This window comes from Streptomyces sp. NPDC004561, assembly GCF_053602155.1.
The window spans coordinates 1-17857 of sequence record NZ_JBSGDB010000159.1; the positions used below are offsets into that span (position 1 = coordinate 1).

Consider the following 17857-nt stretch of genomic DNA (forward strand, 5'->3'; position numbering starts at 1 on the left):
CGAGTCGGCCTCGTGCAGGTACGAGGAGCGCAGGGAGGTGTAGGCGACCTTCTTGCCGCCGACGGTCGCCCGGTACTCCACCGGCCCGTACTTCGGAGCCGTTGGTGAAGTTCAGGTCCGCCGCCGTCACCACCGTGCCCAGCCGCGGGAAGTCCAGCCGCACCGACGCCTCGTGCTCGGCGGCCGTGAGCGCGGCCATGGCGTCCGCCACGAAGACGAGGTCGTAGCCGAGGTCGGCGGCGGCACGCGCGGTGGACTCGACGCCGAGGTTGGTGGCGATGCCGGCGAACACCAGGGTGGTGATGCCGCGTTCGCGCAGCCGCTCGTCCAGGCCGGTGTCCCGGAAGGCGCCGACGGTCCGCTTGACCACTTCCACGTCGCCGTCCCGGAGCAGGCCCGGCACCAGCCCGCTGCCGGGCGGCTGTTCGGCGACGCCCGGCCGTTCGGTCCTGACGACCGCCACGGACGCCCCGGCGGCGCGGAAGCCCGCCGCCAGCTCCTCGGCTCGCGCCAGGGCGTCGAAGCCTTTGCGGGGTTCCAGGGGCAGCGCGACGATGCGTTCCATCAGGTCGACGAGGACGAGGGCGGTGCGCTGCGGATCGAGTACGGGAGCTGCGGTCATGACGGAACGTTAGCCGCCGTCAGCCGTCCGTGCCGGAAATCCGGATCAACAGGCCCATGAACTGATCGCGTTCGGCGGCCGTCAGCGGGGCGAGCAGCTCGTCGTTGGCCGCGCGGGCCGCCCGCTCGCAGCGCACGAGGAGCCGGGCGCCGTCGTCGGTGAGGGAGACGGCGTTCTTGCGCCGGTCCCGGGGGTCGGGGGCGCGGACGACCAGGCCGGCGGACTGGAGGTCGTTCAGGACGCCCACCACGTCCTTGGGGTCGAGGGCCACGCCGCGACCGAGGTCGGCCTGGGCGACGGGGGCGAGGTCGCGCACGGCGGAGAGGACCACGTGGTGCCACATCTTCAGGCCCTCGGCGGCGAGGGCGTCGGCGACCAGGGCGCGGCCCCGTGCGGCGGCCCGGCCGAGGAGCCAGCTGGGCAGGGAGCGGATCGCGGGCAGGGGTGCTTCGGCCATGGGGGCAGCCTATCCAAGAATCGTTGGATGTCCCCATGAACCTTCGCTATCGTTGGCGCTCCCAACGAATTCATGGGTGTTCCCAACGGTCGATCCGCCGGGCCGCCCGGCTGTGGAGGTGCGATGCGTCGCGTCCGGTACGAGTCCGCCGGCGGCCCGCTGTTCATGGAGGAGGCCCCCGTCCCCGAACCCGGCCCCGGGGAGCTGCTGGTGCGCTGCGAGGCGGTCGGGGTCACCCTGCCGGTGGTCCGCAAGGTCACCGAGGCCGCCGAGCCGATCGCACTGGGCGGTGAGCTGGCCGGCGAGGTGGTGGCGGCCGGCGAGGGGGTGACCCGGTTCCGCGCCGGGGACCGGGTGACCGGGTTGTGCTTCGGCCACGGATACGCCGATTTCGCCGTGCTGCACGAGGCCATGGCCTCTCCGATACCGGACGCCGCCACCGCCGTGGACGCGGTCGCGCTGGTGCGCAGCGGGCTCGTCGCGCTCGGCGCGCTGACCGCGGCCCGCCCCGAGCCGGGAGAGTCGGTCCTGGTCACGGCGGCGGCGAGCGGGGTCGGGCACCTCGCGGTGCAACTCGCGCGGGCGCGGGGCGCGGGCCGGGTGGTGGGCGCCGTGTCCGACCCGGCCAAGGCGGAGTTCGTCCGCTCCCTCGGCGCGGACGAGTGCGTGCACTACGGCGAGGACGGCTGGGGGGAGCCGGTCGACTGCGTCCTGGACGCCGTCGGCGGCGACCTGCTCACCCCCGCCCTCGCCGCCCTCGCCCCGCACGGCCGACTGGTCGCCTACAGCTCGGGCGGCGGCACGGTCCGGGCGTACGACCTGCTGGTGGGCGCCAAGTCGGTGATCGGCTTCCAGATGGCGCTGATCGCCCGGGGCCGGCCCCAGCTGTACGAGCGGTGGCGCCAGGAGCTGTGGCGGCTGTTCGCCGAGGGCGCCGTACGGCCCGCCGTGCACGCGGAGTTCGGACTGGCGGAGGCGGCGCGGGCGCACGCGGCGATCGAGACCCGGGCCAACCTCGGCAAGGTGGTGCTGCGCCCGTAGGTGCGCGCACGCTCCTTGTCGGGTGCGGGAGGCGCAACTACCGTCGTTCGGGCGCACGTTGGACGTGGGATGTCCGGATGTCCGGCCGACGAAGGGCAGGTCGCACGTGCCGTCAGGTCTTCGCGCCCGTCTCGGGTCCGCTCGCGCCGCCGTCACCCTGGCGGCGGCCGCACTGCTCCTCCCGGTCCTGCCCGCCCACCCCGCCCACGCCCGCACGGCGGCCGGCGCGCCCGGCTTCGAGCAACAGGTCCTGTTCAGGGCCTCCCAGGACCCCGGCTACGCCTGCTTCCGCATTCCGGCGGTGGTCCGCACGACCGACGGCACGCTGCTCGCGTTCGCCGAGGGCCGGGTGCTCAACTGCGGGGACGCGGCCGACATCGACATCGTGGTCAAGCGGTCCACCGACGGCGGCCGCACCTGGGGCCCGCTGCGTCTCGTCAGCGAGGGTGCCGGAGACACCCACGGCAACCCGGCGCCGGTCGTGGACCGCGACACCGGCCGGATCTGGCTGGCCGAGACGTACAACACGGGCCGCACGGACAGCGCGAGCTGCTCGGTCCCGTGCGACCGCACCCCGCATCTGCAGTACAGCGACGACGACGGCCTGACCTGGTCCGCGCCGCGCGATCTGAGCCCCGAGATCCTGCCCGCCGACTGGAACTCCTGGTACGCGACCGGGCCCGTGCACGGCATCCAGCTCGCCCGGGGCCGGTACGCGGGCCGGCTGGTCTTCGGGGTGAACGCCGAGACATGGGACGGCGGCCGGGTCAGCGCCAACCACGCGGCGCTCGTCGTCAGCGACGACCACGGCGGCCACTGGCGGATCGGCGCCACCGACACCTGGCCCGTCGCCGCCGACGGCACCTTCCGGCAGAAGCCGTCCGAGCTCGCCCTCGCCGAACGCGAGGACGGCTCGATCCTGGTCAGCGGCCGGGAGCAGGACGGCACCGACCTCGGCCACCGCACCCAGACCACGAGCCGCGACGGCGGCGGCAGCTTCAGCGCGCCCTTCCACGACCTGCCCGACCTGTACGCCCCGCAGGTGCAGGCGTCGCTGCTGCGGCTGGGCGACCGCATCCTGCTGGCCTGCCCCGGCGACCCCGAACGGCGGCGCACGATGATGATCCGGTCCTCCTACGACGGCGGCCGCACCTGGGACGGCGTGGACCGCGGCACGGTCGTCACCGCGGACTGGTCCGGCTACTCCGACCTGGTGCGCGTGGACCGGGACACGGTGGGCCTGGTCTACGAGGGCGGGGCGGTGGACGCCCGCGACGAGATCCGCTTCGCCCGCTTCACCGAGGACTGGCTCGCCCCGCGCCGGGGCCCCGATCCGGTCACCGCCGACCTGGCCCCCGGCGCCCGGCCGGCCGCGGTGCTCGGCGGTGCGCGGGAGACGGACGGGGTCGTCGGCGGCGCACTCGCCTTCGACGGCGCCGACGACGCCGTACGGCTGCCGTACAGCTCCCGGCTGCCGCTGGGGACCGCGGACTTCACGGCCTCCCTGTGGTTCCGGTACACGGCGGCGACCGGGGAGCAGCCGCTGCTGTGGATGGGCGGCGCCGGCGCCGGCGAGCCCCAGGTGTGGCTGCGCGGGGAGCCGGCGAACGACCGGCTCCAGGGCCTGATCACCGCGCGGGACGGCGCGGCGGCCCCGCGGACCGCGTACGTCCGCACGGGCAGCGCGTACAACGACGGCGCATGGCATCACGCGGTCCTGCGCAGAGGCGGCGGCCGGCTGTCGCTGTCCGTGGACGGCGCGGAGTCCTCCGCCGCCGACGTGCCGGGCTCGGTCAGCCGTGACTCGCCGTTCGGCGTGCACATCGGTCAGCGCATGGACGGCCGGGCGTTCCTCACCGGGGCGATCGACGAGGTGCGCGTGTGGGACCGGGCACTGACCGACCAGGAGCTGTCGGACCCGAGGGTGCTGCGGTCACCTAAGGACACGGTCCTTTGGCTGCCCCTGGACCGTGTCCGCGGCTGACCCCGCGGACTCCGGGTCGTGGGCCCGGCGCTTGGCGATGACCGCGCAGACCATCAGCTGCATCTGGTGGAAGAGCATCAGCGGCAGCACGGCCAGGGAGGCGTGGGCGCCGAACAGGACGCTCGCCATGGGCAGCCCCGAGGCGAGGGACTTCTTGGAGCCGGCGAACTGGATGGCGATCCGGTCCTCCCGGCCGAAACCGAGCGCCCTGCCGCCGTACCAGGTCAGCACGAGCATCACGGCCAGCAGCGCGGCCTCGACGGCGAGCAGCATGCCGAGCCGCACGGGGCTGACCTGGTGCCATATGCCCTGGGTCATGCCCTCGCTGAAGGCGGTGTAGACGACCAGCAGGATCGAGCCGCGGTCGACGAGGCCGAGGCCCTTCTTGTGCCGGGCGACGAAGCCGCCGATCCACCGCCGCAGCACCTGCCCGGCGAGGAACGGCACCAGGAGTTGCAGCACGATCTTCACCAGCGAGTCGGCGGAGAACCCGCCGCCGCTGTTGCCCAGCAGCCCGGCCGCCAGCAGCGGTGTGACGACGATGCCGACCAGGGAGGAGAAGGAGCCCGCGCAGATCGCGGCGGGCACGTTTCCGCGCGCGATCGAGGTGAAGGCGATGGACGACTGGATCGTGGACGGCACCAGCGTCAGGAACAGCAGGCCCTGGTAGAGCGGCTGGGTCAGCAGCACCGGCACCAGCCCGCGCGCGCCCAGCCCCAGCACGGGGAAGACGACGAACGTACAGGCCAGCACGGTGACGTGGAGCCGCCAGTGGCGGAGTCCGTCGACCGCCTCACGGGTGGACAGCCGGGCGCCGTAGAGGAAGAAGAGGAAGGCGATCGCGGCCGTCGACGCGCCCGAGGCCACGTCGGCGCCCGTCCCGTGGGCCGGGAACAGCGCGGCGAGGCCGACCGTCCCGAGCAGCAGCACGATGTACGGGTCGATCGGCATCCAACTCGGCCAGCGCAGGCTTTTCACGGTGCTCCGATTACTGTGCGTCGCTCTTGTTCTCGTCCGGTTCCGGGCCCGCAGGGCCCCTCTCCATCGTCCTCTCCCCCGCCTCGATCGGGAATCCCACATACCACTCTGACTGTCATCACGATCGGCGATAGGCTCGGACCGTGTACGACCCGACGCACCTGCGCACCTTCCTCGCGGTCGCCCAGACGCTCAGCTTCACGCAGGCGGCCCGGCGGCTCGGGCTGCGCCAGTCCACGGTCAGCCAGCACGTGCGCCGGCTGGAGGACGCGGCCGGGCGCCAGCTGTTCGCCCGGGACACCCACTCCGTGGAGCTGACCGAGGACGGCGAGGCGATGCTGGGCTTCGCGCGCCGGATCCTGGAGGTGCACGAGCAGGCGACGGCGTTCTTCACCGGCACCCGGGTGCGGGGAAGGCTGCGGTTCGGCGCCTCGGAGGACTTCGTCCTCACCCGGCTGCCGGAGATCCTGGAGGGCTTCCGCTACGACCACCCCGAGGTCGACCTGGAGCTGACGGTGGAGCTGTCCGGGACCCTGCACGAGCAGCTGGCGGCCGGGAAGCTCGACCTGGTGCTGGCCAAGCGCCGCCCGGAGGACCCACGCGGTTCGCTGGTCTGGCGCGACGACCTGGTGTGGATCGGCGCCGAGCGGCTGCGCCTGGACGCCGACCGGCCGGTGCCGCTGATCGTCTACCCGCCGCCCGGCCTCACCCGGGCGCGCGCCCTGGAGGCCCTGGAGCGGGAGGGCCGTGACTGGCGGATCGTGTGCACGAGCGGCAGCCTCAACGGGCTGATCGCCGCGGCCCGCGCGGGGCTCGGTGTGATGGCGCACTCCCGCCGGCTGATCCCGCCGGGCCTGTTCCGCCTCCCGGACCGCGCGGGCCTGCCCGAACTGGGCAAAGTCGACTTCGTCCTCGTCCACGGCCGCCGCCGGGCCGCGGCGGAGGGCGCGGCGAACGCGCTGGCGGCGGCCGTCCTCGCGGGCGGGGAGCGGCTGCACCGCCGCGGCCGCTGACCCGGACGTTACAGGCCGCCCACCTGGGGCATGAGGCCGTAATCGGCACGTACAGATTCGGTGGAGATTACGGCACCGAAACTTACTGACCCGTCAGTATTGTGTCCGGCCCTTCCGCATGTGAGGGCATTTTCCGGTCACCGGCCGGGAAAAACGTGAGGTTTGCTCGGTTTCCGCACCCCTCCCTTCCGGTCAACGGGTGGGGTAGCTTTCACGGCGCTGTGCCGAGCATCACGGGCGTGACCAAGGAGCGAGGAACGGGGAGCGAGGCTTGCGCGAGTTCACCAACCCGCCGCTCACGACGGCACCGCCGGTGGGCGGTCTGGCCGACGTGGTGTTCGAACATGCTCAGACGGACCCGCTGTATGCCGCCCTCGGCCGCAAGGACGCCGCGGGGCAGTGGCGTGATGTGACCGCCGCCGAGTTCCGCGACGAGGTCCTCGCCCTGGCCAAGGGACTCCTCGCCCGCGGGATCCGGTTCGGCGACCGGGTCGCGATCATGTCCCGCACCCGCTACGAGTGGACCCTGTTCGACTTCGCGCTGTGGACCATCGGCGCCCAGGTGGTGCCCGTCTACCCCACGTCCTCCGCCGAGCAGTGCTTCTGGATGCTGTACGACTCCGAGTGCACGGCCGCGATCGTGGAGCACGAGGACCACGCGATGACCGTCGCCACCGTCATCGACCGGCTCCCGCAGCTGCGGCAGCTGTGGCAGCTGGACGCGGGCTGCGTGCAGGAGCTCTACGACGCGGGCGCGCACGTGGACGACGAGGTGGTGGACCGGCACCGGCAGGCGGTCACCCCGGACTCGGTCGCCACCATCATCTACACCTCGGGCACGACGGGCCGCCCCAAGGGCTGTGTGCTCTCGCACGGGAACTTCATGGTCGAGGCGGACAGCGTGGTCGGCCGCTGGGAGCCGGTGTTCCACTCCAAGAAGGGCGACGAGGCGTCGACCCTGCTGTTCCTGCCGCTCGCGCATGTCTTCGGGCGGATGGTGGAGGTCGCCACCATCCGCGGCAAGGTCCGCCTCGGCCATCAGCCGCAGCTGAACGCGGCCGCCCTGCTGCCCGACCTCCAGGCGTTCAGGCCGACCTTCATCCTCGCCGTGCCGTACATCTTCGAGAAGGTCTTCAACGCCTCCCGGCGCAAGGCGGAGAAGGAGGGCAAGTCGGGGCCGTTCGAGAAGGCGGTCGACATCGCGGTGAAGTACGCGGAGGCGGTGGAGGCCAAGGCCTGGGGCATCGGGCCCGGCCCGTCGGCGGGGCTGCGCATGCAGCACCAGTTCTTCGACAAGCTCGTGTACACGAAGGTGCGCGCGGCGATGGGCGGCCGGATCCGCAACGCGATGTCCGGCGGCTCGGGGATGGACCGCCGGCTGGGCCTGTTCTTCGCGGGCGCGGGCGTGCAGGTCTACGAGGGCTACGGCCTGACCGAGTCGACGGCCGCGGCGACGGCGAACCCGCCCGAGCGCACCCGCTACGGCACGGTCGGCCAGGCCATACCCGGGACGACCGTGCACATCGCCGACGACGGGGAGATCTGGCTGCACGGCGGCAACATCTTCCAGGGCTACCTCAACAACCCCAAGGCCACCGACCAGTCCCTGCACGACGGCTGGCTGGCCACCGGCGACCTCGGCTCCCTGGACGAGGACGGCTATCTGACCATCACCGGCCGCAAGAAGGAGATCCTCGTCACCTCCGGCGGCAAGAGCGTCTCCCCCGGCGTGCTGGAGGAGCGGGTCCGTGATCATCCGCTGGTGAGCCAGTGCATCGTGGTCGGCAACGACCGCCCCTACATCGCCGCCCTGGTCACCCTCGACCAGGAAGCGGTCGAGCACTGGCTGCAGATGCGCGGCAAGCCGCCGATGGCACCGGCCCAGCTGGTGCGCGACCCGGACCTGGAGACGGAGGTGCGCCGTGCGGTGGTCGCCGCCAACACCCTCGTCTCCCAAGCCGAGTCGATCCGCACCTTCCGCATCCTGGCGCAGCCGTTCACCGAGGAACACGGCCTGCTCACACCGTCGTTGAAGCTGAAGCGCAAGGCGATCGAGAAGGCGTACGACGGTGAGGTCGAGGCCCTCTACCGGACGTGACGACGACGTCGGCGCGTTTTCGGCCATTCTTCGCTCCGCTGACCGACTCGCCGGTCGGTCACACCGGATCCGCGGGGCAGGAATGCATCGGCGTGTGTGATCGTTGACGATGGGAGTACCACCTGTCGACAACCTAAGGATCAGGAAGCTCGTGAGCAGCAAGGTCCCCCCGATCATCCTCAACAACGGCGTCGAGATGCCCCAGCTGGGCTTCGGCGTGTGGCAGGTGCCGGACGACGAGGCCGAGCGGGCCGTCGCCACGGCGCTGGAGGCCGGGTACCGCAGCATCGACACAGCCGCGATCTACGGCAACGAGGAGGGCACCGGCAAGGCCATCGCCTCCTCCGGCCTCAAGCGTGAGGACGTCTTCGTCACCACCAAGCTCTGGAACAGCGACCAGGGGTACGACTCCACGCTGCGCGCCTTCGACGCGTCGCTGGAGAAGCTGGGTCTCGACCACGTCGACCTGTACCTGATCCACTGGCCGCTGCCGTCCCGGGACAAGTACCTCGACAGCTACAAGGCGTTCGAGAAGCTGCTCGCCGACGGCCGGACCCGTGCCATCGGCGTGTCCAACTTCCTTCCCGAGCACCTGGAGCGGCTGATCTCGCAGACCTCCGTCATCCCGGCGGTCAACCAGATCGAGCTGCACCCGCATCTGCAGCAGCACGCCGCCCGGGAGTTCCACGCCGAGCAGGGCATCGCGACCGAGGCCTGGTCGCCGCTCGGCCAGGGCAAGGGCCTGCTGGAGGTGCCGGCGATCGTGGCGATCGCGCAGAAGCACAACCGCACCCCGGCCCAGGTGGTGCTGCGCTGGCACGTCCAGCTCGGAAACGTGGTGATCCCCAAGTCCGTGACGCCGTCCCGGATCAAGGAGAACATCGAGGTGTTCGACTTCAGCCTGGACGACGAGGACCTCGCGGCGATCAGCGCGCTCAACGAGGACCGGCGCCTGGGCCCCGACCCGGCCGCCTTCGACCTGGGCTGATTCCCCGGCCCGCCGAGCCGTCCCTCCCGCCCGAGCGGCGGGTGCGGACGGCCGCGCGCCGCCCCGCGGGCGGGCGCTCAGTCGGCGCGCACGTCCAGGCCGATCACGGTGACGTGCGCCTTGGCCGCGGCCTCGCGCCGCACCGCCGCCTGACCCGTGCGGGACGCGGCCAGCGCCTGACGGTCGGCGAAGATGACACCGGTCATGCCGCGGCCGCGCTCGCGGTCCAGGAACAGGGCCGTCCCGGCGAAACCGGGCAGGACCTCCAGCCGCGGCAGCACATTGGCGTGGAAGGTCTCGGCGGCGAGATCCGCGTCCGCCGGCTCGAACTCGACCCTGGTGACCCTTAGTCCGCCGCCGGTGACCGGCCGGTGCCCGGGGTGGAAGACGGCGACCTCGTAGTTCTCGACCGCCATGGTCCCCGCGAAGGGCTGCAGCAGCGCCGGCCGCCGCTCGCGCATCACCTCGTCGCTGTTGTGCCGCGCCGCCTCGGACTCCCACCAGCTCAACGTGAGCAGTTTGCCGAGCTCACGGTCGACGAAGACGCCCGCGCCCCGGTAACCGGGCCGCTCCTCGAGCAGGTCGTGCCCCTCGGTGTTCAGGGCCCGGACGGCCGTGCTCAGGTGCGCCGGATCGCCGGTCGCGTACACCGCACGTACGAACATGCGTCTCGCCTCCGGATGTCCGGAACATCCCCCTCCTCAAGTCTCGCCACGGTCGCGAACCACCGCAATCCGCGCGGATTCGGGGAGTTCGGGGATCGAGGGTTGACGAGGACATGCAAACAGGTCCACCTTGGGCGGCACCCGGTAAGGAAACTTTCCTAACAGAAGGGTCCCCCACAGTGCGTCTTCGATCACTGACCCTCGCCACGGCCTCCGGGGCCGCGCTGCTCGCCGCCGGACTCCTCCCGGCGCACGCCTCCGCGACCCCCGCACCGAAGTCCGCCCAGGAGGGCACGGTCAGCGCGGCCGACCTGCTCGCCAAGGTGAAGTCCTGTTCGCAGATATCCAACGGCAAGTACAAGACCGACGACGAGACGTCCGCCACGGTCCCCGTGTGCGGCAAGAACGGCGCGGTGTTCTGGAAGGCCGACATGGACATCGACTGCGACGGCCAGCGCACCACCGACTGCAACGAGAACCGCGACCCCTGGTACCAGGACGACACCGCCTTCCACCAGTCCGACGGCAAGCCGCTGAAGGCCGAGTCGCTGCCCTACGTCGTGGTGCCGAGCGCCAGCGGCATCTGGAACTACTCCGCTTCAGGCATCAGGGGCGGCGGCGTGGTCGCCGTCGTCTACGGCGGCAGGGTGGAGTACGCCGTCGTCGGCGACACCGGCCCCACGAAGATCATCGGCGAGGCGTCGTACGCCACCGCCAAGGCGCTCGGCATCGACCCCGATCCGGCCACCGGCGGCGCCGACTCGGGCGTGACCTACATCCTGTTCAAGAACTCCAGGGTCTCCCCCATCGAGAGCCACGGCGCGGCGGTCTCCCTCGGGAACCAGCTGGCCCAGCAGTTCCTGCAGAACAACTGATTTCGGCCGTACGTCAGTTGGGCTGACCCAGCGGGCGTACGACCACGGTGTTGACGTCGACCCCGGCCGGCTGCCGGATCGCCCAGACGATCGAGTCGGCGATCTGCTCGGCGGTCAGGAGGGGCCCCGGGGGCAGGCTGCCGTTGCCGTCCCAGAACGGGGTCTCCACCCGGCCGGGGGCGACCAGAGTGACCCCGACGCCGAACTCCGTGACCTGGCGCCGGGTGTTCTCGGCGAGTCCGGTGACCGCCCACTTGGTGGCGCCGTAGATGTTGCCCGGCGTGTTCACGAACCCGGCGACACTGCCGACGAGGACGATCCGGCCGCGGGACTCCTTCAGCGCCTCGACGGAGGCACGGATGAGCAGCGCCGGGCCGAGGACGTTGGTGAGCACCATCTCGGTCCAGCCGGCCGGATCGCCGTCGGCGACCGAGTCGTGGGTGGCGAAGCCGGCGTTGGCCACGACGGTGTCCAGGCGGCCGTACGCCTTCAGGGTGCGGTCGACCGCGTCCCGTACGTCGTCGAAGGCCGAGGCGTTGCCGGGCGCCGTCAGCAGCCCCGCCGGATCGCCGAGCCCGTCGGCGAAGTCGCGCAGCCGCCGTTCGGACCGGCCGGTGACGGTGACCCGGTACCCGGCGCCGAGCAACTGCCGCGCCACGGCGGACCCGATACCGGTGGCGCCGCCGGTGATGAGTGCGACCGGAGAGTCGTTCACGTCGTTCCCCCTGTGCGTCGATGAGACCGCGAGTCCATCACCTGGAGCGCTCTCCAAGTCAAGTGCGGTTCCGCGAAGGGGGGTTCGGCACCGACGGCAGACAGCGCCGGGCGGGACCGGTCAGGCCGGCCGTACCGCCCGGTGCACCGTGTGGGCCGCGAGCACGAAGACATCGGGGCGGCGGTGCAGGCTACCGGGGTCGTCGGGGTCGAGGAGACGGTCGAGGGTGGCGCGGTCCTCGGCGTCCAGGGCGTCGGCGTGGATCTCGCGGGTGCGGGTCAGCGCCCCGACGACGAAGGCGCGGGCGCGGTCCGGGAGGGGAGCGGGCACATCGAGCAGGAAGCTGCGGGTGCCGGTGTGCTTCGGCGGCCAGGGCGCACCGCGCAGCGCCCTCGCCGACCTCGACGGCCCCACCGGCCCCACCGGTCTCGGCGGGCCCGGCGCCCCGGGCGCCCCCCTCGGCACGGGCCCCACCGGACTCACCCCCGGCGGCGGGCTGAGCGACGACACCGCGATCCTCACCCCGCAGAAACCGGCCCCCGAACCGGGCGCGCCCGGCTTCCGCGCCCCGGACAACGTCTCCGGACACACCGTCACCAGCGGCATCCCGGTCGTCCCGGGCGCCGGCGGCGCGCCGTTCGGCCCGAGCGGACCCGGCGGCGGCCCGGCCGCGGCCACGGCCCCCAAGCCGGAGCCGGCCGCCGCGCCCAAGGCGGCGGCCAAGCCGCAGAAGAAGGGCCGCAGCAAGCTGGTGCTGCTCGGCGTCGGCGTGGTCATGGTCGCGGGCGGTGTCTACGGCGCCGGACTGCTGATGAACCACACCGACGTGCCCAAGGGCACCACCGTGCTCGGCGTCGACGTCGGCGGCGGCACCCGTGACGACGCCGTCAAGAAGCTCGACGACGCCTTCGGCAGCGGCGTGAACAAGCCGCTGAAGCTGGCCGTGGGCGGCAGGACGGTCACCCTCACCCCGGAGAACGCCGGTCTGCAGTTCGACTTCCAGGCCACCGCGAGCAAGGCCGCGAAGAGCGACTACAACCCGGTCTCCGTGATCGGGTCCCTCTTCGGCCAGGAGCGCGTCGTCGATCCGGTCATGACGGTCGACGAGGAGAAGCTGCAGGCCGCCCTCCTCCAGGCCGGCGGCGGCTCCGGCTCGGTGACCGAGGGCGGGATCACGTTCAAGGCCGGTGCGGCCGTCGCCGTGTACGGCAAGGCGGGCAAGGCCATCGACGCGGCCCAGTCGACCCAGGCGGTCGAACAGGCCTTCCGCACGGCGGTGGAGACGGGCAACGCCGCCCCGGTGACCGTCCCGGCGAGCACCAGGCAGCCGACGGTGCCCAACGCCGAGGTCGACCGCGAGATGCGGGAGTTCGCGAAGCCGGCGATGTCGGCCAACGTGACGGTCCGGACGGACGCGGCGCACGCCATCGCGATGAGCCCGCAGAAGTCCCTGTGGAAGTTCCTGAAGGTGACGGCCGTCGACGGCAAGCTGGTCGACAAGCCCGACCTGGCCGCCCTGAAGCAGTTGTACGGCCAGACCTTCGACGGTGTGCTCATCACCCGGGCCAACGGCGAGAAGACGCCGGTCACGCCCCAGGACGTCTACGGCGCCCTGCGCCAGGCGCTGACGAGCAGGACCAACCGGGTCGCCGTGATCAGCACGAACCCGAACTAGCGCCACCGCGCGGGGGCGTCCGGCAATCGCGCCGGGCGCCCCCCGCGCGCGTGTCATCCCCGTGGCATGACATCTGTCATCCGGCTCTCGGGACCGCCGACACTGCCGGAGCCGGGCCCCGCACCGCCACGATGGGGAACATGACAACGACAGTGGCGCCGCCCACCACCACCCCGGTGGTCGGGTTCGACCAGGTGACCAAGACGTACGGGGCCGTGCGGGCCGTCGACGGCCTCTCGCTCCGGCTGTACCCGGGGGAGACCGTCGCCCTCCTCGGCCCGAACGGGGCCGGCAAGTCCACCACGCTCGACCTGCTCCTCGGCCTCAAGCACCCGGACGGCGGCACGGTGAGCCTGTTCGGCGGCAGCCCGCGCGAGGCGATCGTCGCCGGGCGGGTCGGCGCCATGCTGCAGAGCGGCGGCCTGATGGACGAGGTCACCGTGGCCGAACTGGTGAAGCTCTCCTGCTCGCTGCACCCGAAGCCGTACAAGCCCGCCGACGTGATGGCCCGCGCGGGCATCACGCAGATCGCCGACCGCAAGGTCAACAAGCTGTCCGGCGGCCAGGCGCAGCGGGTCCGCTTCGCCCTCGCCACCGCCGGCGACAGCGACCTGATCATCCTGGACGAGCCGACGACGGGCATGGACGTCTCCGCCCGCCAGTCCTTCTGGGCCACCATGCGCGAGCAGGCCGACCAGGGCCGTACGGTCCTCTTCGCCACGCACTACCTCGAAGAGGCCGACGCCATCGCCGACCGGGTCCTGGTGCTGCACCGCGGCCGGCTCCTCGCCGACGGCACCGCCGCCGAGATCAAGGCCAAGGCGGGCGCCCGCCGGCTCGCCTTCGACCTGGAGGGCGAGATCGACGAGGCCGCCCTGCGCGCCCTGCCGTGCCTCACGTCGGTCGACGTGTCGGGCCAGACCGTCCGCATCCAGTCCTCCGACGCCGACGCCACCGTGCACGCCCTGTACGGCCTCGGTGTCTACCCCCACAACCTCGAAGTCGCCGGCCTCGGCCTGGAGCAGGCCTTCGTCGCCATCACGGAGGCCGAGGAGGCCAAGCAGTCATGAACTCGCTGATCAAGCTGGAACTGACCCGCGCACTGCGGAACAAGAAGTTCCTGTTCTTCTCGGTGCTCTACCCCTCGTTCATCTACCTGATCTTCTCCAGCAGCTCCGGCTCCGGCCAGAAGGTCGACGACACCGGCCTGACCGTCGCCACCTACCTGATGGTCTCCATGGCCTCCTTCGGCGCCCTGACCGCCGTCCTCATGGGCAACAGCGAGCGCATCGCCAAGGAGCGCGAGAGCGGCTGGGTGCGGCAGCTGCGGCTGACCCCGCTGCCCGGACGCGGCTACGTCCTCGCCAAGACCGCCGGCGCGGCCGTGGTGAGCCTGCCCTCGATCGTCGTGGTGTTCATCGTCGCCGCCGCCGTCAAGCACGTACGCCTGGACGCATGGCAGTGGCTCGCGCTCACCGGCGTCATCTGGGCCGGCAGCCTCGTCTTCGCGGCGCTCGGCGTCGCCATCGGCTACGTGGCCTCCGGGGACGCGGTCCGCCCGATCACGATGATCGTCTACTTCGGTCTGTCGATCCTCGGCGGCCTGTGGATGCCGTCCACGACCTTCCCGCAGTTCCTGCAGGACATCGCGAAGTGGCTGCCGACGCACGCGTACGCTGCACTGGGGCGGGCGGTCGAACAGAGCCAGGCCCCGAACACCACGGACATCGCCGTCCTCGCCGCCTACTTCGTCCTCTTCGCGGGCGGCGCGGCCTGGCTGTACCGGAAGGACACGCTGAAGGCGTGAGCACCATGACGGAAGACCCACAGGTCCGCGAGAGGCGGCCGGAGCACCAGGTGATGATCGGCCAAGGGCCCCGCGGCCGGCGCGAGGTGCGCGTGAAGGTGCTGTGGATCGGCGTCTGGCTGATCTTCCTCAGCTCGCCGATCCAGGACCTGACCGGCGGCCGCCACACCACCGGTGCCACCGTGGCCGGCGCGCTCGGCCTCGCCGCCTTCGTCGGGGCCTACCTGACGCTGGTCTTCCGCAACATGGGCCGGCCCTTCGCGCCGCGGACCGTCGTCTCCCTGCTGTCGGTCCTCGGCGTGCTGGCCCCCGCGCTGGCCCTCACCCTGGGCGACGCCTGGCTCGGGCTCTTCGTCTACCTCTCGGTGGCCTGCGGGGCGACCCTGCCGGTCCGGGCGGCGTACTGGGCGATCCCGGCCACGGGCGTGGCGATGTTCCTCGTCGGGCTGTACAACGGGCAGGAGGCGGGCGACTTCCTGGTCCTCGTGGTCCTCATCGGGTTCGCGATGGTCGGCGTCGGCCAACTGGTCCGTACGACGATCGAGTTGCGCAAGGCCCGGGCCACCGTCGCCCAGCTCGCCGCCAACGAGGAGCGGCTGCGCCTCGCCCGCGACCTGCACGACCTGCTCGGCCACTCGCTGTCGCTGATCACGCTGAAGAGCGAGCTGGCCGGGCGGATGCTGCCCGGTCACCCCGACAAGGCGGCCCAGCAGGTCGCCGACATCGAACAGGTCAGCCGGCAGGCCCTGGTCGACGTCCGCGAGGCGGTCACCGGCTACCGGCGCCCCCGGCTCGCCGCCGAACTCGCCGGCACCCAGGTCGCCCTCACCGCGGCCGGGGTCACCGCCGAGATCCCCGCCGAACCGGACCTCGCGGGCGTGCCCCAGCAGGCCGAGTCCGCCCTCGCCTGGGCGCTGCGCGAGGCGGTCACCAACGTGGTCCGGCACAGCGGCGCCGACCGGTGCGTGATCGAGCTGGTGCACCGCCAGACCCTGGACGGCCCGGTGCTCGAACTCACCGTCGAGGACAACGGATCCGGGGGTTCCGGCGGCGGTCCGGGCAACGGTCTGACCGGCCTGACCGAGCGTCTGGAGAAGGCCGGCGGAAGCCTGGAGGCGGGCCGTGTGCGGCACGGGTTCCGGCTGGTCGCCCGCGTGCCCACGGCCACCCAGGTGGACGTAGTATCCGGGGCATGACGAGCACGATCAAGGTCCTGCTGGCGGAGGACCAGTCGATGGTCCGCGAGGCGCTGGCCGCGCTGCTCGGTCTGGAGGACGACATCGAGGTCGTCGCCCAGGTCGCCCGCGGGGACGAGGTGCTCGGGGCCGTCGGCGCGCACGGCGTGGACGTGGCGCTGCTCGACATCGAGATGCCGGGCTGCACCGGCATCGAGGCGGCCGCCCAGGTCCACCGGGAGTTCCCGCGGGTCAAGCTGGTCGTCCTCACCACCTTCGGCCGTCCCGGCTATCTGCGCAGCGCCATGGAGGCGGGCGCCGACGCCTTCCTCGTCAAGGACGCCCCCGCGGCCCAACTCGCCGACGCGGTGCGCAAGGTGCTCTCCGGCGAGCGGGTCATCGACCCCACGCTGGCCGCCGCCGCGCTCGCCGAGGGAGCCAACCCGCTCACCGACCGCGAACGCGAGGTGCTGCGCGCGGCGGCCGACGGCTCCACCAACGCCGAGCTGGCCGGCGCCCTCCACCTCTCCCAGGGCACGGTCCGCAACTACCTCTCCACGGCCATCCAGAAGCTGGCGGTCCGCAACCGGGCGGAGGCGGTGCGGATCGCCCGGGAGAAGGGCTGGCTCTGAGGGGTCAGTTGAGCTTCGAGCGTGCCGTGCGCGCCTGCTGCCGTACCTTCTCGGCGGCCGGCTCGTCGACGACCTCGATCAGGTCGGCATAGGCGTCCAGCTCCTCGGCGCCGTCGGTGAACCGCCCCCGCTGCACGAGGAGTTGCCCGCGCTCGTAGCGCAGCCGGGCCGGGTGCGCGGGGATCAGCAGGGCCAGGTCCACCGCCCGCAGGGCGACGTCCGACCGCTCGGGCCGGGCCGCGGCCCACGCCCGGATGTTGTTCAGGATCCGCTGCACGACCTCCAGCGGCGTCGCGGGCTCCAGCATCCGGGGATCCAGCGGCGCCCCGGTGGCCCCCGCCACCAGCAGCTCGGCGTCGGCGCCGGTCAGCACCCGGCCGCTCTCGAACGGATCGACCAGCACCTGCTCCCCGGCCGTCCCGAACCCGACCACGAAGTGTCCCGGCAGCGCCACGCCGTACACCGGGGCCCCCGCCCTGCGGGCGACCTCCAGCCACACCACCGACAGCAGGATCGGCAGCCCGCGCCGGCGCCGCAGCACCTCGTGCAGCAGCGAGGACTCCAGCCGCTGGTAGTCGGCGGGCGCGCCGTGGAAGCCGTAGTGCTCGCCGAGCAGCCGGCACACGGCCTCCGCCCACGCGCGCGGGCCGCCGGGCCGGTACGGCAGCTCGCCCGCGAGCCCGTCCAGCTCCGCCTGTGCCGCGTCGATCCCGGTCTCGTCGAGCGAGCCGTCCGCCTCCGCTCCGATCAGCAGGCACAGCGCCGACAGATCCGGCCGCTCGGACCGGGCCTCCTCGGCGAACCGCCGGCGCAGCTCGGCGGACCGTTCCGGCGGGGGCGGGTACGGGGGCGGCAGATACGGGTGACGCATGCCAGGCTCATGCCCTTCCAAGGGGATTCCTACGACCGTCCACCACCGAAACCATCGTGCTCCTGAGACTCCCCGGCCGCGGCGTCCGGGGCGGGAAGGGGGTCGTCCGCCGTCCGCGGCTCCCGGTAGTGGTGGTAGGTGTGGTGCGGCGCGAAGCCCAGGGCGGTGTAGAGGCTTGAGATGGATGCCGGGGAAGTTTTTGACTGCCATCCATATAAGGAGGCGTCGCCGCCAATGCATGAGCGCCCTCCCAGGCAATGG

The 17857-nt window shown here is 72.4% G+C and carries 14 protein-coding genes and 4 pseudogenes; 11 read left to right on the top strand and 7 right to left on the bottom strand.

What is annotated here, in order from left to right; genetic code table 11:
* Positions 1-97 precede the first annotated feature (97 nt).
* Both ACWEN3_RS21420 and ACWEN3_RS21425 read right to left on the bottom strand, forming a co-directional pair.
* A pseudogene (locus ACWEN3_RS21420) lies at positions 98-622 on the bottom strand (isochorismatase family protein); the annotation flags it as partial.
* A 19-nt stretch (positions 623-641) separates the two neighbouring features.
* Positions 642-1079 carry a MarR family winged helix-turn-helix transcriptional regulator gene (locus ACWEN3_RS21425; protein ID WP_452973244.1) on the bottom strand — a complete coding sequence of 146 codons (438 nt, stop codon included), beginning with the start codon at positions 1077-1079 and terminating at the stop codon, positions 642-644.
* Positions 1080-1202: 123 nt separating this feature from the next.
* On the opposite strand from ACWEN3_RS21425, the gene ACWEN3_RS21430 reads away from it, so the two are divergent.
* The gene (locus tag ACWEN3_RS21430) at positions 1203-2120 is read left to right on the top strand and encodes a quinone oxidoreductase family protein (protein WP_452973247.1); all 918 of its coding nucleotides are present in this window, start codon (positions 1203-1205) and stop codon (positions 2118-2120) included.
* 106 nt (positions 2121-2226) lie between these two features.
* A complete protein-coding gene (locus tag ACWEN3_RS21435) occupies positions 2227-4104 on the top strand; it encodes an exo-alpha-sialidase (RefSeq protein WP_452973249.1) in 1878 nt (625 codons plus the stop codon).
* Here ACWEN3_RS21435 and ACWEN3_RS21440 read toward each other — a convergent pair.
* Positions 4054-5082, bottom strand: coding sequence for a bile acid:sodium symporter family protein (locus ACWEN3_RS21440; RefSeq protein WP_452973251.1), 1029 nt, complete (start codon positions 5080-5082; stop codon positions 4054-4056). The two genes, ACWEN3_RS21435 and ACWEN3_RS21440, sit on opposite strands and share 51 nt — an antisense overlap.
* Before the next feature lie 143 nt (positions 5083-5225).
* Here ACWEN3_RS21440 and ACWEN3_RS21445 point away from each other — a divergent pair, with 143 nt between their 5' ends.
* The 3 genes from ACWEN3_RS21445 (at position 5226) to ACWEN3_RS21455 (ending at position 9181) form a co-directional block, all read left to right on the top strand.
* Complete coding sequence (locus ACWEN3_RS21445) at positions 5226-6095, top strand: LysR substrate-binding domain-containing protein (protein WP_452973254.1); 870 nt, start codon at positions 5226-5228, stop codon at positions 6093-6095.
* 271 nt (positions 6096-6366) lie between these two features.
* On the top strand, positions 6367-8193 hold the full coding sequence (locus ACWEN3_RS21450) for an AMP-dependent synthetase/ligase (protein WP_452973257.1): 1827 nt from the start codon (positions 6367-6369) through the stop codon (positions 8191-8193).
* Between the two features lie 151 nt (positions 8194-8344).
* Positions 8345-9181, top strand: coding sequence for an aldo/keto reductase (locus ACWEN3_RS21455; protein ID WP_452973259.1), 837 nt, complete (start codon positions 8345-8347; stop codon positions 9179-9181).
* A 77-nt stretch (positions 9182-9258) separates the two neighbouring features.
* Here ACWEN3_RS21455 and ACWEN3_RS21460 read toward each other — a convergent pair whose 3' ends face one another.
* Positions 9259-9846, bottom strand: coding sequence for a hypothetical protein (locus ACWEN3_RS21460; protein WP_452973262.1), 588 nt, complete (start codon positions 9844-9846; stop codon positions 9259-9261).
* Positions 9847-10025: 179 nt separating this feature from the next.
* On the opposite strand from ACWEN3_RS21460, the gene ACWEN3_RS21465 reads away from it, so the two are divergent.
* Complete coding sequence (locus ACWEN3_RS21465; protein ID WP_452973265.1) at positions 10026-10721, top strand: glycoside hydrolase family 75 protein; 696 nt, start codon at positions 10026-10028, stop codon at positions 10719-10721.
* A 13-nt stretch (positions 10722-10734) separates the two neighbouring features.
* On the opposite strand, the gene ACWEN3_RS21470 is transcribed toward ACWEN3_RS21465, so the two are convergent.
* Both ACWEN3_RS21470 and ACWEN3_RS21475 read right to left on the bottom strand, forming a co-directional pair.
* Entirely contained in the window at positions 10735-11436 is a 702-nt protein-coding gene (locus tag ACWEN3_RS21470; protein WP_452973267.1) for an SDR family oxidoreductase, read from the bottom strand.
* Positions 11437-11556: 120 nt separating this feature from the next.
* A pseudogene (locus ACWEN3_RS21475) lies at positions 11557-11796 on the bottom strand (SAM-dependent methyltransferase); the annotation flags it as partial.
* 4 nt (positions 11797-11800) lie between these two features.
* On the opposite strand from ACWEN3_RS21475, the pseudogene ACWEN3_RS21480 reads away from it, so the two are divergent.
* The 5 genes and pseudogenes from ACWEN3_RS21480 to ACWEN3_RS21500 all read left to right on the top strand — a co-directional run.
* A pseudogene (locus ACWEN3_RS21480) lies at positions 11801-13111 on the top strand (hypothetical protein); the annotation flags it as partial.
* Positions 13112-13332: 221 nt separating this feature from the next.
* Positions 13333-14181, top strand: a pseudogene (locus ACWEN3_RS21485) (ABC transporter ATP-binding protein); the annotation flags it as partial.
* On the top strand, positions 14178-14918 hold the full coding sequence (locus tag ACWEN3_RS21490; protein WP_452973269.1) for an ABC transporter permease: 741 nt from the start codon (positions 14178-14180) through the stop codon (positions 14916-14918). The pseudogene ACWEN3_RS21485 and the gene ACWEN3_RS21490, both read left to right, overlap by 4 nt.
* Before the next feature lie 5 nt (positions 14919-14923).
* Positions 14924-16114: a sensor histidine kinase gene (locus tag ACWEN3_RS21495; RefSeq protein WP_452973271.1), complete on the top strand. Its 1191-nt coding sequence runs from the start codon at positions 14924-14926 to the stop codon at positions 16112-16114.
* Positions 16111-16725, top strand: a complete 615-nt coding sequence (locus tag ACWEN3_RS21500; protein WP_452973274.1) for a response regulator — start codon at positions 16111-16113, stop codon at positions 16723-16725. Before ACWEN3_RS21495 ends, ACWEN3_RS21500 begins: the two co-directional genes overlap by 4 nt.
* A 4-nt stretch (positions 16726-16729) precedes the next feature.
* On the opposite strand, the gene ACWEN3_RS21505 is transcribed toward ACWEN3_RS21500, so the two are convergent.
* A complete protein-coding gene (locus ACWEN3_RS21505) occupies positions 16730-17596 on the bottom strand; it encodes a SirB1 family protein (protein ID WP_452973276.1) in 867 nt (288 codons plus the stop codon).
* Positions 17597-17857: the final 261 nt, after the last annotated feature.

What these genes read in the sequence shown, in the direction of transcription:
- ACWEN3_RS21425 (WP_452973244.1), bottom strand. Translation starts at nt 1,079, where the DNA reads ATGGCCGAAGCACCCCTGCCCGCGATCCGCTCCCTGCCCAGCTGGCTC.
- ACWEN3_RS21430 (WP_452973247.1), top strand. Translation starts at nt 1,203, where the DNA reads ATGCGTCGCGTCCGGTACGAGTCCGCCGGCGGCCCGCTGTTCATGGAG.
- ACWEN3_RS21460 (WP_452973262.1), bottom strand. Translation starts at nt 9,846, where the DNA reads ATGTTCGTACGTGCGGTGTACGCGACCGGCGATCCGGCGCACCTGAGC.
- ACWEN3_RS21490 (WP_452973269.1), top strand. Translation starts at nt 14,178, where the DNA reads ATGAACTCGCTGATCAAGCTGGAACTGACCCGCGCACTGCGGAACAAG.
- ACWEN3_RS21495 (WP_452973271.1), top strand. Translation starts at nt 14,924, where the DNA reads ATGACGGAAGACCCACAGGTCCGCGAGAGGCGGCCGGAGCACCAGGTG.
- ACWEN3_RS21500 (WP_452973274.1), top strand. Translation starts at nt 16,111, where the DNA reads ATGACGAGCACGATCAAGGTCCTGCTGGCGGAGGACCAGTCGATGGTC.
- ACWEN3_RS21505 (WP_452973276.1), bottom strand. Translation starts at nt 17,596, where the DNA reads ATGCGTCACCCGTATCTGCCGCCCCCGTACCCGCCCCCGCCGGAACGG.